This is a genomic window from Nakamurella sp. A5-74 (assembly GCF_040438885.1).
GTDB lineage: Bacteria > Actinomycetota > Actinomycetes > Mycobacteriales > Nakamurellaceae > Nakamurella.
Window position 1 is genome coordinate 2,464,878 of sequence record NZ_CP159218.1, and the last position, 21,426, is coordinate 2,486,303.

Sequence of the window (21,426 nt, forward strand, 5' to 3'; positions counted from 1 at the left end):
GGAGCTCATCGGGCGCGCTCCGGTGATCATGCGTCAGCCGCGCGGACAGAGACCGTCGAAGGCATCGCCGCGCCGGCCGGGCCAGAACGGCTCCAGCACGGGACGGAATTCGGGGACCATGGAGGTCACCCTAGAACTCTCCACCGACATCTGCGCCACGCAGGGTGGCGGCATGCCCGGATCGCCCGTTCAGGCCCCGGCAACCGAGGGTGCCTCAGGCATCGGACGAGCGGGCGATGGTGGCGCTTGCCCGGCGCACCGCGCTGCTTCCCGCGTGCTCCGCGACGACGTCGTCCAGGAACTCGTAGGTGTGCCGCAGCGCATGAGCCGGACGCGACCCGGTGGCCGACCGCTGCACGGTGCGGGCGTGCCAGTCTGCGATGTCGCCCCATCCCGGAGCAGCCAGCGAGCCGCCGACCTGCTGGACCGCCAGGCCGGAGCAGAGATTGCCGAAGGCCATCCGGTGCTTGAGCGACCACCCGCGCAGGGTCCCGGCGATGAACGCGGCCGCGAACACATCGCCGGCCCCGGTGGCATCGACCGCGTTGACCGGCAGCGCGGGAACCCATTCCTCCTCACCACTGATGCCGTCGAGGCCGATGGAGCCCTGGCCGCCGCAGGTCACGACCACCACGGGGACCTGCTCGGCGAGCTCCATCAAGGCGGCCCGCGGATCCTCCGTGCGGGTGTAGGCCATCGCCTCGCCGCTGTTGGGCAGGAAGGCGGTCAATCGGCCGATCTCCGCCAGGACGTCGGTCGACCACTCACCGGTCGGGTCCCATCCCACATCGCCGAACAGCATCGTGCCGTTGCTGGCCGCCTTCTCGACCCACCCACCGGAGTCGGACCCGACATTCACCACCGCGGTTCTCGCGAGCGGTGGTTCGTCGAACAACTCCGCAGCGGGGACGGGCGGCGGGTGCTCGTGGGTGAGCATCGCCCGGTCGCGGTTGTGGGCCATCGAGATGGTGACCGGGGAGTGCCAGTTCTCGAACCGCTGGGAATGGGAGAGATCGATGCCCTCCTGCTCGGCCAACGTCGTCCAGAGAAAATCTGCGTAGCCGTCGTCACCGAAGGCAGCCGACAGTCCGGTGCTCATCCCCAGTCGGGAGCTCGCGACCGCAAGGTTGGCGACGCCTCCGGGGCAGGAGCCCATACCTTCGCTGTGGATCTCGGTGCCGGCCACCGGCAGGGACGGCAGACCGGTGAAGACGATGTCCAGGAAGACCGTGCCCTGCATGATCACGTCGAGCTGTCCACCGGGCCCGTCTGCATCTGGGCTCGCGACAGCAGGAGCTACTCCGGTCGTTTCGGTCATGGCAGTCATGCTGCCACCCGACGGCCCGGTCGGCGGCGGGCGTTAGGGTGATCCAATGCGACTGGTGCTGCTGGGGGGCGGAGGTTTCCGCACCCCGCTGATCGTTCAGGCCTGGGCCGACCGTCGCTCCACCCTCCCGCTCGAAGAGCTTGTGCTGCAGGATGTTTCGATGCCTCGCCTGCAGCGGATCGAGGCAGTGCTGCACGATCTGCTCGGCTCCGCCATGCCACCGATCCGGCTCGAGGTGGATCTCGACGCGGCTCTGGTCGGCGCTGACGTGATCTTCGCCGCCATCCGGATGGGCGGCGCCGAAGGCCGGGTGGGTGACGAGCGCCGGGCCCTGGACCTGGGAATCCTCGGCCAGGAGACGGTCGGAGCCGGTGGTCTGAGCTACGCCCTGCGCACGCTACCGGTGATGCTGCACATTGCGCGGCGCATCCGGGTGCTGGCGCCCGATGCCTGGCTGCTGAATTTCACCAATCCGGCTGGCATGATCACCGACGCCATGGTGGACGTCCTGGGGCACAAGGTGATCGGGCTCTGCGACTCCCCCATCGGACTTGCCAGACGCGCCTGCCGCACGCTCGGCGTCGAAACCGGCGCGGTGGACATCGACTACGTCGGCATCAACCACCTCGGCTGGCTGCGCGGTCTTCGCGACGCCGCGGGAACCGACCTGCTGCCGCGGGTGGTGGGCGACGCGGCGCGCTTGGGCGCCATGGAGGAGGGCCGACTGTTCGGTGCTCCGTTGATCCAGGAGCTCGGTTCGATCCCGAACGAGTACCTGTACTTCTTCTACGCCCAGCGGGATCTGGTCGACGAGCTCCGCTCGGGTACCACCCGCGGCGAGGTGATCGCTGCCGACCAGGACGATTTCTATGCCGACACCGCGAGCAGCGATCCGGCGAACCGGTGGCGCGAGACCCGTCAACGGCGCGAGGAGAGCTACCTGGCGGAAGCGCGCGGCGAGGACGAGCGGGACGCGGAGGATCTCACCGGCGGTGGGTACGAGCACGTGGCCCTCGACCTGATGGAGGCCCTCACCGGCGGCCCGCCACGCACCCTGATCGTCAACTCCCCCAACTTCTCTGCCATCCCGCAGCTGCCGGCGTCGATGATCGTCGAAGCCCCGTCACGAGTCGACACCTCAGGCGCCCACGTGCTGGAGGTTCCGCATCCGCTCAGCCTGCACCAGCTGGGTCTGATCTGTGCCGTCCGCGCGGCGGAGCGCACGCTCGTCGAAGCGGTGGTCGCCGGATCACGCCGTCGTGCGGAGCTCGCCTTCACCCTGCATCCGCTGGTCGGGTCTCCCCGGATCGCCGCCCGGCTGGTTGCCGGGACGATCGCCGATCACCCGCAGTTGGCCGACGTCCTGCACTGAGCGGCTCCCCGATCAGGCCAGTTCGACAAGATCGAGGTAATCGGCGGACCAGTGGTCCTCGGTGCCGTCCGGGAGCAGGATGACCCGCTCGGGGTGCAGTGCGGTGACCGCGCCCGGGTCGTGGGTCACCAGGACGACGGCACCCTCGAAGCGGCTCAGGGCATCGAGCACCTGCTCGCGGCTGGCCGGGTCGAGGTTGTTGGTCGGCTCGTCCAGCAGCAGCACGTTGGCTGCCGAGGACACCAGCCCGGCCAGCGCCAATCGGGTGCGCTCGCCACCGGACAGGGTGCCGGCCCGTTGTTCGAGCTGTTCGCCGGTGAACAGGAAGGAGCCCAACAGGTTCCGCAGTTCCTGGGCACCCGCATCGGGGGCGGCGTGCCGGATGTTCTCCCAGACGGAGGCATCCATGTCGAGCGTGTCGTGCTCCTGGGCGAAATAGCCCAGCCGCAGGCCGTGGCCGGGGATCACCTCACCGGTCTGGCCTTTTTCGTTGCCCGCCAACAGCTTCAGCAGGGTGGTCTTGCCGGCGCCGTTGAGTCCCAGGATGACGACCTTGGACCCGCGGTCGATGGCGAGGTCCACCCCGGCGAACACTTCGAGGGATCCGTAGGACTTCGACAGGTTCGCAGCCGTCAGCGGTGTGCGACCACACGGCGCGGGCGTCGGGAAGCGGATCCTGGCCACCTTGTCGGCCACCCGGATGTCGTCGAGGGAGGACATCATCTGTTCGGCGCGGCGGACCATCTGGTGCGCGGCGGCGGCCTTGGTGGCCTTGGCGCCGAGCTTCGCGGCCTGCTGGATCAGGACGCCGGCCTTCTTCTCGGCATTCGCCCGTTCCCGCCGGCGACGTTGTTCGTCGGTGGCCCGCGCGTCCAGGTAGCGCTGCCACGTCATGTTGTAGGAATCGAGTTCGCCGCGCACCGCGTCCAGGAACCAGACCTTGTTGACGACCGCTGCGAGCAGGTCGACGTCGTGGCTGATGATGATGACGCCGCCGCTGTAGCTCTTCAAGAAGTCCCGCAGCCAGCCGACCGAGTCCGCGTCCAGGTGGTTCGTGGGTTCGTCGAGCAGCAGCATCGTGCCGCCTGCGGTACCGCCGCTCGCGCCGTCCGAGGTCGCGGCGGCGAACAGGATCCTGGCGAGCTCGACGCGTCGACGTTGGCCGCCGGACAGTGTCTCCATGCGCTGGGCAAGCACGCGATCAGGCAGTCCCAAGTTGGAGCAGATGCGTGCAGCCTCCGATTCGGCGGCGTACCCGCCGAGCGCGCTGAAGCGCTCCTCGATCCGGCCGTAGCGGGCGATGGCGGCATCCCGATCGGGGCTGTCGGCCAGCTCGGCCATCTGGATCTGGACCTTCTCCATGTCCGCGGCGAGCACGTCGAGACCGCGGGCGGAGAGCACCCTGTCCCGGGCGGAGACGGTGAGGTCGCCCTCACGGGGATCCTGCGGCAGGTAGCCGAGCTCGCCGGTGCGATCGACGGATCCGGCATACGGCACGCCTTCACCCGCGAGAACCCTCAGGGTGGTGGTCTTGCCGGCGCCGTTGCGACCGACGAGGCCGACCCGGTCGCCGGACTGCAGACGCAGGGAGGTGTCGGCGAGCAGGATGCGCGTTCCAGCCCGCAATTCGAGGCCGGTTGCGGTGATCACGTGGCCCCACTCTACCGGCGGCCGGCGTGCCGCAGCACTCTACGACGGGGGTGCCAGGGGCGGACCTGCACGTTTCTCGTCACACTGGCTGGGGCAGCTGCGCCGGCCGGAGTGGGTCAGAGCAGGCCTCGCTCCCGGGCCGTCGCGGCCGCTTCGGTGCGGCCACGAGCCCCCAGTTTCGCGAGCAGGTTCGACACGTGCACGCTCACCGTCTTGGTGCTGATGAACAGTTGGCGGCCGATCTCACCGTTGCTGCGGCCATCGGCGACCAGTCGGACGATCTGCAACTCGCGGGCGGTCAACGCGGTGACCTCGGCAGGTCGCCTGCGGTGGCCGATCAGCGGGCCGAGACGCTCGAGTTCCGCACTCAGCGGACGGGCGCCGAGCTCGTTCGCGACTGCGGCCGCTGCCGCGGCCACTTCGGGAGCGCGCTGATCACCCGCAGCCACCAACGCGGCCGCCCAACGTGCCCGGCTGCGCGCTGCCTCGAAGCGGTCGCCGAGTGCGTCGAAGAGCTCGACGACCTGCTCCCAGGCGCTCGACAGATCGGCCGCACTCACTGCTCCGTCGCCGAACAGCCAGAGCACCCTGAGTCTCTCGGCCTCGACCCGTGCCCACCAGGCGTCGGACTCCGGTCCCCAATGCAACTTCGCCGCCGGGACCTCGCCGAACACGTCCACCAAGGTGGTCGCCAGCTGCTGGGACTCATCGACCGCTGCTGTCCGGTCTGTTGATGCCGCGCCGGAATGCGTCCCGATCTGCCCCAGCAGCAGCGCGGTCAGCCGGATCCTGGCTTGGAAATGGTCGGTCGCCCACATCGTCGTGAGGATCGTGTTGCTGTTGTCGAACGCTGCCCGGGCGGCAGGCAGGTCGTCGGCATCGCCGTGCAGATCGATCAGCGCGAACGCCTGGTTCACCGCGATCATGCCGTCGACCGCGGCACCCCGATCGATCACCGGGATCAGCCGCTCAGCGCCGGGACGATCCCCGCGCCCCGCGGCCAGCAGCAGGGAGACGACGGCCAGCGCAGCACGCGAGAGTTCGGGCGGGTCGTCCCCGCTGACGTCGACGATCTCTGCTGCCAGTTCCCACTCCCCCAGTCCGACCGCGGCAATCCCGGCCAGCACCCTGGCATCCATCCCGAACGGAGCCCACGGTCGGCCCTTCGCCCTGGCGCGGTCGGCTCCCTCGCGGTAGGCCAGCAGTGCCTGCTCGCGGTGGCCGGCATTGAGGTGCAGTCCGCCCAGATAGTGTCGCGCCCGCAGCTCGGCGACGATGTCGTCGTCCTCGACCGCGCGGCGGATCACCTCGTCCAACCGGGCCGCGGCGGCGGCACCGTCGCCGGTGAACTCGGCCAATCGCGCGGCCGTGGTCGCAGCGTCCTGGGCGATCATGCTCCAGCCGTGCTGCTGGGCCAGCGACGTCGCCTGCTGGACGTCCTCGGCCGCCCGTTCGTACCGTCCGTTCATCAGGGCCACCCGCGCCGATGCGGCCAGCAGACGGGCGCGAGCCCGTACCACCGGGATGGGCTGGATCTGTCCGTCGACCGGTTCCGGGAGGAGGGCCAGGGCTTCCTGCAGGGTGTTCTGCGCGAGGGAGGATTCCTCCATCAGCGCCGCCCTCACGAGCACGGCCAGCCCCGCCGCTCGATCGGCGGGGGTGGTGTCCGCGGGCAGCTCGTCGATCATCGCCCGCGCGACCGTCACGGCACGGCCGGTGTGGCCGGCGGCCATCAGGGCTTCCACCCAGGCTCCGGTGACGGCGATCCGATCGACAGCGGGTGCCAGCAGCGGGTCCGTCGCCAGTCGGCCGGCCACCTGTTCGTACTGAGCCACCGCCTCCTCCGGGCCCCCGACCTTCATCGCGAGCGTCGCCGCCTTCAGTCCTGCGGTGACCGCGGTGGCGGTGTCGCCCGCAGCCCTGGCATGCCGAGCCAGGTCGGCGGGTACGGCGTCCGGTCGGGCGTGCAGGACCGCCACGTACCGCTGGTGCAGCCGCCCGCGCTCCCCCGGCAGCAGATCGTCGTAGATGCTCTCGGCGACCAGCGCGTGGCGGAACTGGTACCCCGTCGTGGTGGGCACGAGCAGTTGCAGATCGACCGCGCTGCGCAGCGCCCGGTCGAAGGCCTCGCCCTCCAGGTCGAGCACCTCGTCCAGCACGTCGTGCTCCACCGTGCGTCCGGCCACCGCCGCCGCCCTGACGACTGCCCGCGACACGTCGTCCAGGGTGTCGAGCCTGACCAGCAGCAGCTCGGCCAGATTCTCCGGCATCCGCTGACCCTGGCACTGCGCTCCGACCAGCTCCTCGGCGAAGAAGGCGTTTCCCTCAGCGCGTTCGACGATCCGTCGGACTGCGCCGTCCTGCATCGGGTCCGGGTGCAGGCCGTGCACGAGGGAGGTGATCTCCGCATCGGTCAACGGCTCGAGAGTGATCCGCTCCAACCCGAGCCGCGACCAGTGGGCCAGCGTCGGTCGCAGCGGATGCCTGCGATGCAGATCGTCCGATCGGTAGGTGACGAGCAGGACCACCCGGCTGCTGAATCCACGGGTGAACAGCACGGTCAACACGTCGCGGGTCGATCGGTCGGCCCAGTGGACGTCTTCGACGACCACCAGCACGGGCCCACCCTCGCCGAGCTCGGTGAGGGCGGCGTGCAGGTCGTCGAGCAGCGCATCCCTGGACACCTGATCGGTGGAACCGCTGCCGCGTCCGACCAACCGGGCCAGGGCCGGGTGTCGGCCGATCGCCTCGGCAACCGTGGGCTCCGGCGCCCTACCGAACATCTCCACGAACGGCAGATAGGGCACAGCCGCATCGCCGAAATCGATGCAGTGGCCGCTCAGGACCAGACAGCCCTCCTGTTCGGCGAGCGCGCGGATCTCGGCGACCAGCCGGGTCTTGCCGACTCCGGCGTCGCCGCCGATCAGCAACGGGGTCGGACGGTCGCTCCGCAGGGTGTCGTGCAGCCGCTCCAGTTCAGCGCGGCGACCCACCATCGGTACGGTGCGGCGGGGATGGTTCACGTCCTCCATCATCACCCGCTGCACCGACACCCCGGTGCTCGCTGCCGGCCGGCCCCGCGATCCGCGGTCCCGGTGCGTCGGATCCACCGGTGCGGTCGCATCCGGTGCGCGGGTGCCGGGTGATGATCGGAATCCAGGCCGCGCGCCCGGCGGATCTGCTCGGTCCGGTACTTCGCTTCGGTGCTCCAGGTGTCCCACATGTCGACTCCTCGTCCGCAGCCGCTGTCTGCGGCTCCGGTATCGAGCCTGGGCCGCTGAGGTAGCACCGGACATCAGGCAGGAGCACTAGATCCGCCGGACGCCTACCTCAGATCCGGCCGCGTCAGCCCGGGTCGCGGATGACGACGGTGACGTCCAGGCTGCGGGCGGCCACGTCGTCCAGCACGCTCCGCCGCGGCTCCGGGACGTCGCCGATGGCGCGGGTCGGCAGGTCGAGGAACCGGGTCAGCCGCGGGTCTTCGAGCACTCCGTTGATGGCCTTGCGATCACCGGCCAGCAGCAGTACGTCGGGAGTGACGGTCGACCAGACGCGAGCGGCGTCGGAGGCGGCCTCCTGCTGGGCGGCGGACAGCTGATTGCCCCGACGCCGGGCATAGCGCTGCTGCGACCAGCCGCCGGCCGCGGTGCGGCCCTGCACGTAGTGCCGATCTGTCGACGAGGCGAGCACGGTGCGGTCCTTGCACAGTCCGACCGAGTGGGCACCGGCCCGGAACAGCAGCAGCCCGATGGTGCCGATCCCTTCCAGATGTGCGAGCACCGCCTCCAGCGGCTCCATTCCGGCGAGCCGCAGCGGCGGGTAGGGCACCTCGATCGAGGCGGTGCTGCCGTCACCGGCGCGGATCAGGACGCCGTCGTCGACCACCCGCGGTTCGGTGGCTCCCGCGTGGCCGGCGACGAACCGGTTGACCCACCCGGTGAGACGATCAGGGGCCACGTCGACCATCCGGCCGCCGCCGGGCGCGGGTCGCGAACGGGTGGCCATCATCGGGTGCCGGTCACAGCAGCCCGGCCATCTGACCGCTGCTGCCGCCGAGGGTGGCGTCGGACCTGGCCGCCTCCGCATCGGTGAACGAGGCGATGAAGTCGATGATGCCGCGGCCTCGACCGAGTCGGATGAGATCGTCCGTGCCGTCGGTGATCTCGCCGGTGGGCGAGACGAGCAGTCGGCGGTCGGTGCGGGCGATCCGGCGGTACCCCGCGGTCGCCAGCTCCACCAGATCGACCAGTCGGCGAGGTGCCCGTCGACCGTCGACGGGGTCGGCGAGCCAGGAGTCGTAGGCCGCGACGAGTCGGCCGATGGCCTGCGCCTGACCGCGTTGGAAGCCGGCCAGATCGGGTCGGTCGAGGACGAACCTCTGGTGCACGAACTTCAGTACCGCCACCTCGTGCCAGGCCTGGCGATCCAGTCGCACGTGGGCGGACCTGGGGTGCGGATCGGCCTGCACCACCACCGAGTCCTGCAGGTGGGCGATCCACGAGGCGGTGAACTCCTCCACCGCGCGTTCGGCATCCATCGAGCCGTCGAACGGCACCGCGAGCAGCCCGTCGACCAGGTCGCCGGCGATCCGGCCGACGGCGGTGGAGAAGACCTCGTCGTCGAAGATCCAGGCGTCCTTGGCGGACATCCGGCGGCGCTGCAGCTCCAACCGGCGGCCGGGGCGACGTTCGTGGCGCAGCAGGTCGGCGTCGTCGGCGGCGGCGAACTCCGCCCGGTTGCGGCGCCACGTACGGAACTCGGCAGCGATGGCGGCGTGTTGCAGCACTCCGGCGCGATGGAAGTCGTCGAGATCGTGCAGTGAGTAGGCGATGTCGTCCGCCACGTCCATCACCGAGCACTCTGCTGTCTGTCGCCAGGGCACGATCCGCGGATAGGCCGCCAGCACCTCCGTCAGCTCGGGGACGTCCAGCACGTAGGCGGAGAACTTGCCGGCGCCGGCACCGTCCTCTCCCGGACCGGATCCCTTGGGTCCCACCAGTTCCTGGGAGGGGTGGGGATCCGGGTAACCGAACCTGGCCCACGGGTACTTGAGTACGGCGGCGCGGACGGCTGCGGTCAGGTTGAGCCCGTTGCCCTCCGGACCGTGGACGTCGAGTGCTGCGAGGATCCGGAATGTCTGGGCGTTGCCCTCGAACCCGTCCGCCAGTCCGAACCGCGACCGGGCCAGCCGATCGAGCGCCAGCTCGCCCAGATGCCCGAACGGCGGATGACCCAGATCGTGGGCGGAGGCCGCTGCCTGCACGACGACCGGATCGCAGCCACCGAGTTCGGCGGCGAGTGCCGCCTGCTCGCCGGTGCGGATCCCGGAAGCGATGGCGCGGGCGACGGACGTCACCTTCACCGTGTGCGTCAGCCGGTTGTTGACGAAGGAGGCGAGCACGCCAGGGGTGATGACCTGGGTGACGGCGGCCAGTCTGGAGAAGTACGGCGAGAACCTGATCCGCTCCAGATCGACTCGGAACGCCCCCTCGGTGGCGGTGACCAGGGCTGCATCGACATCCACCGGGACGGACCGTGCGTCGACCTCGGGCCGGCGGCGCTGCAGACGAGGATCCACGCCCGTGAACCTACCGGGCGGGTGCTGGGTGCGGCCCCGGTGGCCGCAGCGGGTGGATCGGCAGCTGCTGCCCTCTGCCGCGCATGCTGATCTGCTCGGCGCATGCTGATCTGCTCGGCGCATGCTGATCTGCTCGGCGCATACTGATCTGCTCGGCGCATACTGATCTGCTTCGCGCATGCTGATCTGCTTCGCGCATGCTCGATTGGCGTCTGCTGCGCCGTACATCGAGCCCACGGACGACCAACGAGAATGCGCCGTTGCGCCCGCCGATGGGTCCGCGTGCTCGGCGCATGCTGATCTGCTCGGCGCATGCTGATCTGCTCGGCGCATGCTCGATTGGCGTCTGCGCCGCACATCGAGCCCACGGACGACCAACGAGAATGCGCCGTTGCGCCCGCCGATGGGTCCGCGTGCTCGGCGCATGCTGATCTGCTCGGCGCATGCTGATCTGCTCGGCGCATGCTCCATTGGCGTCTGCGCCGCAGACCGAGCCCACGGACGACCAACGAGAATGCGCGGTCAAGGCCGGATCGCCGACCTTTGTCCACACGCCCCGACTTGTCCACACCCGGCGTCGGCGGGACTGACACAACGGCTGACCACGGCCACGCTGACAGCCATGAGGAACGAGGATGAGGAGCGTCAGTCGGCGCTGGCCCGACAATGGGCGGGTCCGTACACCTGCGATGATCTGCGCCGCAACGGGATTCCGCTGGGCACCGTACGACGCGGTCTCATCACGGAAGGGCTCGTCAAGCTGGGCCGTTCCGCGTTCTATCCCGCGCAGTTGTGGGAAGGGGCCACGCCCTGGGAGAGATTCCGGCTGCGATCGCTCGGTTTCGCCCTGGGCTCAGCGCCCGTCGATCATCTGACGGGTTGGTCCGCCGCCGTACTCCAGGGATTCCCTGTCTGGGGTACACCGCCGTCGGTGGTGACAGCCATCCGGCACCACCCGACGGCCAGCGGAACCAACCGGAGCAGGTTTGCGCACATTCGTACGGGCATCGTCCCGATCTCGAATCGGTGGGACCGGGTGCGGTACCGCCTGACGGATCCAGGTTTCACTGCGGTCGACATCGCACGCCACGGCACGCCGGAACAAGCCTTGACAATGATCGAGCATGCCCTCCGCACCGGGGTGCAGCCCGATGACCTGCGGTCATTGACGGGACAGTTGCGCACATATCCGGGAATCCGGCAGGCCTCATGGGCGCTGGAGCATTCCGACCTGCGCACCGAGTCCACCCTGGAAACCCTGGGCAGGTTGGCGTTCCTGGAGGCCGGCCGCGAACCACCGGTGTCGAACGTCTGGATCGACACACCCGAGGGAGCATTCCGGCTCGATCACCTGCTGCCCGAGTCCGGCACGGTGTTGGAAGCCGACGGCGGTCTGAAGCTACGCACATCGGAAGACCCACACGCAGCCATGCGGCGCCAGGTGTTGCGGGAGAGCGCCATCCGGAATCACGGATTCGACGTCGAGCGGTACGACTGGCCGATCGCCGCCAAGAATCGACGCCGCATCATCGAGTTGGCGGATCGGGCGGCACGGCGTCAGCATGGCCGACCGATCCCCACCGACTGGACCTTCGATCCGCCGGACCGCTTGAAGCCATGGTTCGCAACGCAGCAAAGGCTCAGAGCACAGGAGCGTGCTGCGTCGCAGCACGACCAGACAACCGGCTAGCGGTGGAGATGCCCGCCGTCCGCGCATTCTCGTATGTCGTCTGCGGGGTGAAACGCGGGCTCACGCAGCAGTTCAGCATGCGCCGAGCAGATAGGAATGCGCCGAGCAGACAGGAATGCGCCGAGCAGACAGGAATGCGCCGAGCAGACAGGAATGCGGCAGTGGGCAGATGATCAGCGGGCGAGGAGTGATTTCGACTGCTGATCCCAGACGATCTCCTTCTTGCCACCCTCGAGCGCCGCGAGGATGAGCTCGACCACGTCACCGGCGGGCATCGGCGCGGGGAGCTTGCGCGGAGCGCCGGCCAGCGCGCGGTTCTCCAGACCGGTGTCCAGGTGCGGGGGACGGACGTCCAGGACGATCTGCGGCCGAATCTCGCGACGCAGCACCGACAGCCAGGAACTGATGGCCGCCTTGCTGGCCGAGTACTCCCCCATCCCTGCGGTGGGCAGGTCGGCGAGGATGGCCGACAGCACCACCACCGTCCCGTGCTCCGACAGGTGCGGCAGCGCGGCCCGGGCGAGAACCATCGGCCCGAAGGTGTTGACGGCGAACAACTCCTGGACGAGCTCGGGGTCAGCGTCTGCAGCGGGACCGAAGGCCGCCACCCCCACGGTGATGATGATCGCGTCGAGCCCACCCAACCCTGCGGCAGCGGCGTCGACCATCGCGGCGCAGGAGGCGGCATCCGCGGCTTCGAACGTGAGCGGAACGGTGCCACAGGTCTCCCCCAGCTCTGCCAACCGATCTGCGTCGCGGCCGGCAGGCACCACGCTGGCACCGCGGGCGAGGAGTGCGCCGGTCAGCCCACGTCCGAGTACCCCGGTCGCGCCGCACACCAGGATCTTGGCTCCGGACAGGTCCATGGGGGTCTGCTCCTCAGTCGGTGAGAAAACTTCTCACCGATCCGCTACCCGGTCCTGCGGGCGGCAAACGACGACGCCTTCTCGTGCTCACCGTCCAGCACCACCGATCAGATGCTGAAGCCCAAGGCGCGCAACTGATCGCGCCCGTCGTCGGTGATCCGGGTCAGATCCCACGGCGGCATCCAGACCCAGTTGATCCGGAAGTCCTCGACGAGACCCTCGCCGGTGAGCGAGGCGCGCACCTGGTCCTCGATCATGTCGGTGAGCGGGCAGGCAGCGCTGGTCAGCGTCATGTCGAGGGTCGCGACGTTGGCATCGTCCACGATCACGTCGTAGATCAGGCCGAGGTCGACGATGTTGATCCCCAGCTCGGGGTCGACGACGTCGCGGAGCGCCTCCAGGACGTCCTCGACGTCCGCCACTCCGGCGGCCGGGGTCGTCGCGCCTGCATCGACGGCGGGCGGCGCCGCGGGATCGACTCCCGCGTCGAGGTCTGCAGCGCTGCGGCCCGCGCGGGCATCGGTCTCGATCTGGTCCGCCGCCACCTCGGCCGGCGATGCGGCAGCGTGCTGGGGCGTGCTGTCCTGGGCAGTGCCTGTCTGCTCGGTGCTCTGGGTCATCAGTTGCTCCTGTGGGTGGTGGTGTCGTCCGGGTTGCTGGCGTGATCGAGGTGTCCTGTGACGGCCTGGGCTGTCGCGTCCTTGAACGCCATCCAGCCCAACAGTGCGCATTTCACGCGTGCCGGGTACTTGGACACCCCGGCGAACGCGACGCCGTCACCGAGGACGTCCTCGTCACCGGCATCGGTGCCGCGGGAGGTGATCATGTCGGTGAAGGAGTCGAGGACGGCCAAGGCCTCCGGCACGCTGCGGCCGATCACCAGATCGGTCATCACCGAGGTGGACGCCTGCGAGATCGAGCAGCCGACGCTGTCGTGCGAGACGTCGACGACCGTCGTCCCTGCGTCGCGGGCATCTGCCAGCTCCACCCGGACGGTGACTTCGTCGCCGCACGTCGGGTTGACGTGGTGCACCTCGGCGTCGAACGGTTCGCGCAGACCGTGATGGTGCGGCGCGCGGTAGTGATCGAGGATGATCTCCTGGTACAGCTGCTGCATCTGCATCCGGATCAGTGCTCCCGCAGGAAGAATCGGCGAGCGTCCTGCACCGCGGCCACCAACGCGTCGATCTCGTCCGGCGTGTTGTACAGCGCGAACGACGCGCGGACCGACGCGGCGACGCCGTACCGGCGGTGCAGCGGCCACGCGCAGTGGTGACCGACCCGCACCTCGACCCCGGCATCGTCCAGGATCTGCCCGACGTCGTGGGCGTGCACACCGTCGAGGATGAAACTCACTGCCCCGCCACGGTTCTCCAGTGACGAGGGGCCCAGCAGGCGCACGCCGTCGACACTCAGCAGACCGTCGATGGCCAACCCGGTGAGGGCCTGCTCGTGGCCGGCCACGGCGTCCATCCCGACCTGCGTCAGGTAGTCGACGGCAGCGGCGAGTCCGACGGCCTGCGAGACCATCGGGGTCCCGGCCTCGAAGCGCTGCGGAGGGGCTGCATACGTCGAGTGATCCAGGAACACCTGCTCGATCATCGACCCGCCGGTCAGGAACGGCGGGAGCTCCTCCAGCAACCGGTAGCGGCCGTAGAGCACCCCGATCCCGGTGGGACCCAACATCTTGTGACCGGAGAAGACCGCGAAGTCGACGTCCAGTGCAGCCAGGTCGACCGGTCCTTGCGGGACGGACTGGCAGGCGTCGAGCACGACGAGCGCACCGACCCTGCGCGCGGCGGCGACCAGCTCAGCCACCGGGTTGACGGTGCCCAGGACGTTCGACTGGTGGCTGAAGGCCAGCACCTTCGTGCGCGGGGTGATGAGTTCGTGCAGGGTCGACAGGTCGAGACGATAGTCGTCGCCGAGCGGGATCCACCTCAGGGTGGCTCCGGTCCGGCGGCAGAGCTCCTGCCAGGGAACGAGATTCGCGTGGTGCTCCATCTCGGTGATCAGGATCTCGTCGGCGGGCCCGATGCTGAACCGGCTGCCCTCCGATCCGATGGAGGCGTTCGAGATGCCGTACGCCACCAGGTTGATCGCCTCGGTGGCGTTCTTGGTGAAGACGATCTCCTCGGCGCGGGCAGCACCGACGAACGAAGCGACCTGGGCACGCGAGCCCTCGTAGGCCTCGGTGGCCTCCTCGGCGAGCTGGTGCGAACTGCGCGACACCGCACCGTTGTGCTGGGTGACGAAGTCCTGCTCGGCGTCGATCACCGAGCTCGGGCGCTGCGAGGTGGCCCCGGAATCCAGGTACACCAGCCGCTTCCCGTCCCGGATCGTGCGATCCAGGATCGGGAAGTCGTTGCGCAGCCCAGCCGACGTCACCGGGTCCAGCAGACCCGGTGCGGCAGCAGTGGTCAGGCTGTCGGCGCTCATCGCTGGGTGCTCACCTCCGAGGTGCTCGGTGTCGATCGGATGGTCAGACGGCGGCCGTGGCGAAACGGACGTAGCCGTTGGTCTCCAGCTCGTCGGCCAGTTCAGCGCCGCCGGACTCGACGATCCGGCCACCGGAGAAGACGTGCACCTGATCCGGCTTGATGTAGCGCAGGATCCGGGTGTAGTGGGTGATCAGCAGCACGCCGCCGCCGGTCTCGGACTGGTACTTGTTGACACCCTCGGAGACGACCCGCAGCGCGTCGACGTCCAGGCCGGAGTCGGTCTCGTCCAGCACCGCGAACTTCGGCCGCAACAGCTCCAGCTGCAGGATCTCGTGGCGCTTCTTCTCGCCACCGGAGAAGCCCTCGTTGACACTGCGCTCGGCGAACTCCTCGGTGATCTCGAGGTTCTTCATCGCCTGCTTGACCTCCTTGACCCAGTGCCGCAGCGCCGGGGCCTCCCCGCGGGTGGCGGTGGCGGCGGTACGCAGGAAGTTCGACATCGAGACGCCGGGCACCTCGACCGGGTACTGCATCGCCAGGAACAGCCCGGCCCTGGCGCGCTCGTCGACGGTCATCGCCAGCACGTCCGCACCGTCGAGGGTGACGGTGCCGGAGGTCACCCGGTACTTGGGGTGTCCGGCCAGCGAGTAGGCGAGGGTCGACTTGCCGGAGCCGTTGGGGCCCATGATGGCGTGCGTCTGGCCGGATTCCAGGGTCAGGTCGACACCCTTGAGGATCTCGATGGGGCCCTCGTCGGTGATGACCGAGACGTGCAGGTCGTGGATCTCTAGTGTTGCCATGGTGTTCGGTACTCCTTGTGTCGGGTGGCCGGGTGTCCACCCGGGCTGGGGACGAGAGGTGCGGCCGTGCGGCCGACTGGTCGGTCAGTGTTCGGTGACGGCGAGCTCGCGCTCGATGGTCTCGGATGCGCGCTCCACTGCGCTCGGCACGCCGAGCTTGAGCAGCACCTCCTGGAAGAAACCGCGGACGACGAGTCGCCGGGCGATGTCGGAGGGAATGCCGCGGGAGAGCAGGTAGAACAGCTGCTCGTCGTCGAACCGGCCGGTGGCACTGGCGTGGCCGGCACCGGCGATCTCACCGGTCTCGATCTCCAGGTTGGGGACCGAATCGGCCCGCGCTCCCGGGGTGAGAAGCAGGTTGCGGTTCATCTCGTAGGTGTTGGTACCTGCGGCCGCCTTGCGGATCAGCACGTCACCGATCCAGACGGTACGGGCCGACTTCCCTTGCAGCGCACCCTTGTAGAGCGCATCCGACTTGCAGTTCGGGGTGTCGTGGTCGATGAAGATACGGTGCTCGAGGTGCTGACCGGCGTCGGCGAAGTAGAGCCCCAGCAGCTGGGCACTGCCACCCGGACCGTTGTACCGGGTCGACGTGGAGATCCGGACGGTGTCGCCACCGAACGTGAGCACGGCGTGCTTGACGCTCGCATCGCGCCCCAGCGCCACGTGGTGGTGCGCCAGGTGGACCGTGTCGTCGGCCCACTCCTGCAGCGAGGTGACAGTGATCTGCGCACCGTCGCCGGCAACAGTCTCGACGACCTGGGCGATCGTCGCGGATCCGTTGTGGTTGATCACCACGTCGGCCTTGGAGTGCGCACCGAAGCGCAACACGATGTGACCGGCCTCCACGACGGACGCGTCCGACCCAGTGAGATCGATGACGACCGGTTCGGTCAGCTCGGTGTCGGCAGGCACGTCGACCAGCAACACCGACTCGACCTCGGTGAAGATGCGGGCCGAGGTGCGATCGGTCGGGACGTAGCCGGATGCGCCTCGGATCCCGGCCAACTCGGCCGGGTCGCTGACCGGACGCACGGTCGCGCCCTGGGGGGTTGTCCAGGTGCACTCGGTCGCCGACGGCTGGAACGGAGCATCGGCGTGCAGGCCCCGTAGCCGTCGCAGCGGCGTGAACCGCCACTCCTCCTCCTTGCCGGAGGGCACCGGATGATCGGCGAGGGCAAGGGAGCCAACGGGGTGCAAGAACTTCGCCACCCGATCGCTGGTCTCCACCGCGCCGACAACGTTCGGCGCCTCAGTCACTGTCACTGTTCCTTCGTCCTTCTCTTCGTCTCATGGATCAAGCTCTTCATCTCGCTGACCGCCGTCCTACAACGCTTTCCACTCGCTCGCCCGAGGTGATCGGCCGCGTCGATCCTCGATGGCCGTTCCTCCCCGCCCGAGGATGTCCGGCCGTCCAACCACCCCATCGCTCGTTCCTCGCTCCGGGGGGCCAGACCCATCCACGGCCGACCGAACACCCTCGGGCGGTCCGGAACGGCCAGGGCGGAACGGGAGAACGTCGGCGGGCGGGTGGTTGGGACTGGCCCCCTGGGGCGCCAGCCGAAGGGTGGATCCCCGTCCGCAGACGATCTCCCGTGGAGCCCTGACCGTGCAGGACAGCCGCGCGGGCTCGGCACTGCGGTGACCCCGGATCTGTCGTCTCACCGAGAGGGAAATGCCTCGCGATGAGATCGACGGATCGGAGGATCAGCCGACGGCGCCTTCCATCTGGAGTTCGATGAGGCGGTTGAGCTCGAGGGCGTACTCCATGGGGAGTTCCTTGGCGATCGGCTCGACGAAACCGCGGACGATCATCGCCATTGCCTCGTCCTCGGTGAGGCCGCGGCTCATCAGGTAGAAGAGCTGCTCCTCGGACACCTTGGAGACGGTGGCCTCGTGGCCCATCGAGACGTCGTCCTCGCGGACGTCGACGTAGGGGTAGGTGTCGGTGCGGGAGATGGTGTCGACCAGCAGCGCGTCGCACTTGACGGTGGACTTGCTGTGGTGCGAACCAGGGTTCACCTGCACCAGGCCGCGGTAGCTGGTGCGGCCGCCGCCACGGGAGACCGACTTGGAGATGATCGTCGAGCTCGTGTGCGGCGCGAGGTGCAACATCTTCGCGCCGGTGTCCTGGTGCTGGCCCTCGCCGGCGAACGCGATCGACATGACCTCACCCTTGGCGTACTCACCGGTCATCCAGACCGCCGGGTACTTCATGGTGACCTTGGAGCCGATGTTGCCGTCGACCCACTCCATCGTCGCGCCGGCCTCGGCCTTGGCCCGCTTGGTGACCAGGTTGTAGACGTTGTTCGACCAGTTCTGGATGGTCGTGTAGCGGCAGCGTCCACCCTTGCGGACGATGATCTCCACGACTGCGGAATGCAGCGAGTCCGACTTGTAGATCGGCGCGGTGCAACCCTCGACGTAGTGCACGTACGCGTCCTCGTCGACGATGATCAGCGTGCGCTCGAACTGGCCCATGTTCTCGGTGTTGATCCGGAAGTAGGCCTGCAGCGGGATGTCGACGTGCACGCCCTTGGGGACGTAGACGAACGAGCCACCCGACCAGGCCGCGGTGTTCAGCGCCGCGAACTTGTTGTCGCCACTGGGGATCACCGATCCGAAGTACTCCTGGAACAGATCCGGGTACTCCTTCAGCGCGGTGTCGGTGTCGAGGAAGATGACGCCCTGGTCCTCGAGCTCCTTCTGGATGGAGTGGTAGACGACCTCGGACTCGTACTGGGCGGCGACACCGGAGACGAGACGCTGCTTCTCGGCCTCGGGGATGCCGAGCTTGTCGTAGGTGTTCTTGATGTCGTCGGGCAGGTCCTCCCAGGTGGCCGCCTGCTTCTCGCCCGAGCGCACGAAGTACTTGATGTTGTCGAAGTCGATGCCGGACAGATCGGCGCCCCAGCCTGGCATCGGCTGCCGCTCGAACAGCTGCAGTGCCTTCAGCCGGCGCTGCAGCATCCACTCGGGTTCGCTCTTCTTGGCCGAGATGTCGGCGACCACCTCGGGATTGATCCCGCGCCGCGCCGAGGCACCGGCGGAGTCGGAATCGGACCAGCCGAATGCGTAGCGGCCCAACGAGTCGATCGTCTTGGCCTGCTCGATGCGGGTCTCCGAGAGCTCAGCCGGCTGTGTCTCGATATCGGTCACGGTTGCGATCGAGCCACGGTCGATCCCGGTGTCGGTGGAGGTCATGAAGTGATCCTTCCCGTTTCGGTCGCCTTGTCGGAGACGGCCTGGGTGTGAAGCGTCCCGGAGCCGGCGGCCCCGGGGACGAAGGTGGTGCAGAACGAGTCGCCACGGGCGATCGTCGCGAGCCGCTGTGCGTGGCTGCCGACGACCTCGGCGAAGACCTCGAGCTCGGCCTGGCACAGCTGTGGATACTCGACGGCGACGTGCGCCACCGGGCAATGATGTTGACACAGTTGACTTCCGCCGTTGACGTCGGCGACGGAGGCGGAAAATCCGGCGTCGGTGAGCGCATCCCGCAGGATCGCCACCCTGCCGGCCTGGTCGGGGGTGGCGTCGAGCTCGGCGCGACGGGTCCGCACCAGTTCCTCGGCCCGACGACGGGCGAAGGCCGTGACGGCCTCGTCACCGCCGACCTCGGCGAGGTAGGCGATGGCGTCCGCGGCCAACGTGTCGTAGGCATGCGGGAGCCGACTGCGACCGATGTCGGTGAGTCGGTACTCCTTGGCGGGACGACCGCGACCGCGGGGCCCGGCGACCGGGATCTCACGGCCGACGACCGCATGCTCGTCGGCCAGAACCTCCAGATGACGTCGCACCCCGGCGGCGGAGATGCCCAGTCGGACGGCGATGGTCGCCGCGGAGGCGGGGCGTTCCAGCAGGCAGCGGATCACCGCGTCGCGGGTCGAACCGGATTCCGAGCCGGGCTCGTTGTGCGGCTGCTCGACCGCGGTGGCCGGCCCGGGAGCAGGCGCGGACGCAGACGCGGACACGACAGCGGTGCTGCCCTGAACCTGCGTCGTTGTTTTCACAACACCAGTGTGACGTTTTTCCCGGCGGATCACAAAGGCCACCCCCACCGATCGCCTGTGGCGCTGCCCACGCCGACCCGGATCGGGTGCGAGACTGCACCGGTGGCACCTCCCCCGGAACCGCTCGATGCGATTGAGCACCGGCAGCTGAGCCGGCTCCGCCGGTGGGGCACGACCGGGGCGTTGATCATGGCGCTGGGCGCCACCTCCTCGTACGGGGCCGCCACCCCGATCCCCAATCCGGTGGACGGATTCCGCATCCTCGGGCTGATGTCACGGCTCTCGACCGGTGCGCTCGGGGCGTCATATGCCGGGATGGGCCTGCTGGTCCTGTGCTGGTTGCTGATCGGTCGGCTGGCGGTACCGGGTCGGGTCCGCCGGCTGTCCCGCTCGCAGCTGTCGCACACCCTGGCGATGTGGGCGGTGCCGTTCCTCGTCGTGCCGCCGATCTTCTCCCGGGACGTGTACTCCTACCTGGCCGTCGGCTCGATGGCGAACCACGGTTTCGACCCCTATGCCAGCGGACCGTACGACGCGCTGGGCGACTCGGACGTCTTCGCCCACCAGGTCGATGCCCGCTGGCAGCACACCCCGTCGCCGTACGGCCCGTTCTTCGTGTTGATCGCGCGGGCCGTGGTCACGCTCAGCGGTCAGAACGTCATCCTCGCCGTGCTGCTGCAACGACTGGTCGAGCTGCTCGGGGTCGCGGCGATCATCTGGGCCCTTCCCCGGCTCGCCCGCTACTGCCGGGTCGATCCGGTCGCCACGCTCTGGCTCGGGGCCCTCAACCCGGTGCTGCTGTTCCACCTGATCGCCGGCGGTCACAACGAGGCGCTGATGCTCGGCGCCATGCTGGCCGGACTGGTGATCGGGCTCGGTGCCGGCGGACGGTTCGGACCGCGGTGGTCGCCCGTGGTCGGGGTACTGGTGATCACCCTCGGCATCGCGGTCAAGGCCACCGCGGCGATGGCTCTGCCGTTCCTGGTGATCGCGCTGGCCCTGCGGGTCGGGGCGGGCTGGCGGCCGCTGGTCCGTCGAGCGGTGAGCTGCGGCGCAGTGTTCGTCGTCGGGTTCGGCGCGCTGACGCTGGCGGCCGGTCACGGCTTCGGGTGGGTCAACGGTCTCGGCGCTCCGGGAACGGTGCGGTCGTTCCTGTCGGTGACGACGTCGTCGGGCGTCGCCACCGGGTTCCTCGGCCAACTGCTGGGGGTCGGCGACTTCTCGGACGCGGCCATCTCGGTCATGCAGCCGATCGGCACCGGCGCCGGTCTCGCCGGATCGCTGGTGCTGATGTGGTGGGCGTGGCGCGGGCGACTGGCCCCGGTGACCGCGCTCGGACTCGCGCTCGGCGGTTTCGTGCTGCTGGGCCCGGTGATCCAGCCCTGGTACCTGCTGTGGGCGGTGCTGCCGCTGGCGGCGGCCACCACCGACCGACGGTTCCGGTTGTTCGCCGTGTGGTTGTCGGCAGCGTTCGCGCTGATCATCATGCCCAACGGAGCCACCATCCCCCCGTTCGCGATCATCCAGGCGGTGGCTGTCGCGGCAGTGGTGGTCGGGATCGCGTTCCTGTTGCTGCGGCGGGCAGGCCTGCCACGCTCCTCGGTGTCCCTGTCGTTCTCCCGGCCGGCATCGCCGGCCCGACGTGCCGTCGATCACGATGTGCGCTCGCTCCGACCGCCCGAGCACGACTGA

At 69.0% G+C, this 21,426-nt stretch carries 16 protein-coding genes; 3 read left to right on the plus strand and 13 right to left on the minus strand.

From position 1 onward, the window contains the following. Positions 1-214: 214 nt before the first annotated feature. On the minus strand, positions 215-1,318 hold the full coding sequence (locus tag ABLG96_RS11305; RefSeq protein ID WP_353647492.1) for a PfkB family carbohydrate kinase: 1,104 nt from the start codon (positions 1,316-1,318) through the stop codon (positions 215-217). A gap of 55 nt (positions 1,319-1,373) precedes the next feature. On the opposite strand from ABLG96_RS11305, the gene ABLG96_RS11310 reads away from it, so the two are divergent. Next, the gene (locus tag ABLG96_RS11310; RefSeq protein WP_353647493.1) at positions 1,374-2,699 is read left to right on the plus strand and encodes a 6-phospho-beta-glucosidase; all 1,326 of its coding nucleotides are present in this window, start codon (positions 1,374-1,376) and stop codon (positions 2,697-2,699) included. A 12-nt stretch (positions 2,700-2,711) separates the two neighbouring features. Here the strand turns inward: ABLG96_RS11310 and ABLG96_RS11315 are convergent, their stop codons facing one another. The 4 genes from ABLG96_RS11315 to dgt form a co-directional block, all read right to left on the minus strand. Further along, entirely contained in the window at positions 2,712-4,349 is a 1,638-nt protein-coding gene (locus ABLG96_RS11315) for an ABC-F family ATP-binding cassette domain-containing protein (protein WP_353647494.1), read from the minus strand. Positions 4,350-4,465: 116 nt separating this feature from the next. Beyond that, entirely contained in the window at positions 4,466-7,372 is a 2,907-nt protein-coding gene (locus ABLG96_RS11320; protein ID WP_353647495.1) for an AAA family ATPase, read from the minus strand. A gap of 322 nt (positions 7,373-7,694) precedes the next feature. Further along, positions 7,695-8,354, minus strand: a complete 660-nt coding sequence (locus tag ABLG96_RS11325; RefSeq protein WP_353647496.1) for an acVLRF1 family peptidyl-tRNA hydrolase — start codon at positions 8,352-8,354, stop codon at positions 7,695-7,697. A gap of 13 nt (positions 8,355-8,367) precedes the next feature. Continuing rightward, on the minus strand, positions 8,368-9,927 hold the full coding sequence (dgt, locus tag ABLG96_RS11330) for a dGTP triphosphohydrolase (RefSeq protein WP_353647497.1): 1,560 nt from the start codon (positions 9,925-9,927) through the stop codon (positions 8,368-8,370). Between the two features lie 622 nt (positions 9,928-10,549). Between dgt and ABLG96_RS11335 the strand changes: the two genes are divergently transcribed. After that, the gene (locus ABLG96_RS11335; RefSeq protein ID WP_353647498.1) at positions 10,550-11,617 is read left to right on the plus strand and encodes a hypothetical protein; all 1,068 of its coding nucleotides are present in this window, start codon (positions 10,550-10,552) and stop codon (positions 11,615-11,617) included. 173 nt (positions 11,618-11,790) lie between these two features. On the opposite strand, the gene ABLG96_RS11340 is transcribed toward ABLG96_RS11335, so the two are convergent. The 8 genes from ABLG96_RS11340 to ABLG96_RS11375 form a co-directional block, all read right to left on the minus strand. Further along, complete coding sequence (locus ABLG96_RS11340) at positions 11,791-12,483, minus strand: SDR family NAD(P)-dependent oxidoreductase (protein WP_353647499.1); 693 nt, start codon at positions 12,481-12,483, stop codon at positions 11,791-11,793. A gap of 107 nt (positions 12,484-12,590) precedes the next feature. Beyond that, positions 12,591-13,103 (minus strand): metal-sulfur cluster assembly factor, encoded by a 513-nt coding sequence (locus ABLG96_RS11345; RefSeq protein ID WP_353647500.1) that lies wholly within the window; start codon positions 13,101-13,103, stop codon positions 12,591-12,593. Beyond that, positions 13,103-13,606 carry a Fe-S cluster assembly sulfur transfer protein SufU gene (gene sufU, locus ABLG96_RS11350; RefSeq protein WP_353647501.1) on the minus strand — a complete coding sequence of 168 codons (504 nt, stop codon included), beginning with the start codon at positions 13,604-13,606 and terminating at the stop codon, positions 13,103-13,105. Before sufU ends, ABLG96_RS11345 begins: the two co-directional genes overlap by 1 nt. Positions 13,607-13,611: 5 nt before the next feature. Then, entirely contained in the window at positions 13,612-14,922 is a 1,311-nt protein-coding gene (locus ABLG96_RS11355) for a cysteine desulfurase (RefSeq protein ID WP_353647502.1), read from the minus strand. 43 nt (positions 14,923-14,965) lie between these two features. Next, positions 14,966-15,724: a Fe-S cluster assembly ATPase SufC gene (gene sufC / locus ABLG96_RS11360; protein ID WP_353647503.1), complete on the minus strand. Its 759-nt coding sequence runs from the start codon at positions 15,722-15,724 to the stop codon at positions 14,966-14,968. Between the two features lie 84 nt (positions 15,725-15,808). Next, positions 15,809-16,990 (minus strand): Fe-S cluster assembly protein SufD, encoded by a 1,182-nt coding sequence (gene sufD / locus ABLG96_RS11365; RefSeq protein ID WP_353647504.1) that lies wholly within the window; start codon positions 16,988-16,990, stop codon positions 15,809-15,811. A 441-nt stretch (positions 16,991-17,431) separates the two neighbouring features. Beyond that, positions 17,432-18,928: a Fe-S cluster assembly protein SufB gene (gene sufB, locus ABLG96_RS11370; protein WP_353647505.1), complete on the minus strand. Its 1,497-nt coding sequence runs from the start codon at positions 18,926-18,928 to the stop codon at positions 17,432-17,434. Then, complete coding sequence (locus ABLG96_RS11375) at positions 18,925-19,734, minus strand: metalloregulator ArsR/SmtB family transcription factor (RefSeq protein ID WP_353647506.1); 810 nt, start codon at positions 19,732-19,734, stop codon at positions 18,925-18,927. The genes sufB and ABLG96_RS11375 overlap by 4 nt, the downstream gene beginning before the upstream one ends. 102 nt (positions 19,735-19,836) lie before the next feature. Between ABLG96_RS11375 and mptB the strand changes: the two genes are divergently transcribed. Next, complete coding sequence (gene mptB, locus ABLG96_RS11380) at positions 19,837-21,426, plus strand: polyprenol phosphomannose-dependent alpha 1,6 mannosyltransferase MptB (protein ID WP_353647507.1); 1,590 nt, start codon at positions 19,837-19,839, stop codon at positions 21,424-21,426.

Excerpts from the sequence above, each read along its gene's own strand:
- ABLG96_RS11305 (WP_353647492.1), bottom strand. The coding sequence starts at position 1,318 with ATGACCGAAACGACCGGAGTAGCTCCTGCTGTCGCGAGCCCAGATGCA.
- ABLG96_RS11310 (WP_353647493.1), top strand. The coding sequence starts at position 1,374 with ATGCGACTGGTGCTGCTGGGGGGCGGAGGTTTCCGCACCCCGCTGATC.
- ABLG96_RS11325 (WP_353647496.1), bottom strand. The coding sequence starts at position 8,354 with ATGGCCACCCGTTCGCGACCCGCGCCCGGCGGCGGCCGGATGGTCGAC.
- ABLG96_RS11335 (WP_353647498.1), top strand. The coding sequence starts at position 10,550 with ATGAGGAACGAGGATGAGGAGCGTCAGTCGGCGCTGGCCCGACAATGG.
- ABLG96_RS11340 (WP_353647499.1), bottom strand. The coding sequence starts at position 12,483 with ATGGACCTGTCCGGAGCCAAGATCCTGGTGTGCGGCGCGACCGGGGTA.
- ABLG96_RS11345 (WP_353647500.1), bottom strand. The coding sequence starts at position 13,103 with ATGACCCAGAGCACCGAGCAGACAGGCACTGCCCAGGACAGCACGCCC.
- sufU (WP_353647501.1), bottom strand. The coding sequence starts at position 13,606 with ATGCAGATGCAGCAGCTGTACCAGGAGATCATCCTCGATCACTACCGC.
- ABLG96_RS11355 (WP_353647502.1), bottom strand. The coding sequence starts at position 14,922 with ATGAGCGCCGACAGCCTGACCACTGCTGCCGCACCGGGTCTGCTGGAC.
- sufC (WP_353647503.1), bottom strand. The coding sequence starts at position 15,724 with ATGGCAACACTAGAGATCCACGACCTGCACGTCTCGGTCATCACCGAC.
- sufB (WP_353647505.1), bottom strand. The coding sequence starts at position 18,928 with ATGACCTCCACCGACACCGGGATCGACCGTGGCTCGATCGCAACCGTG.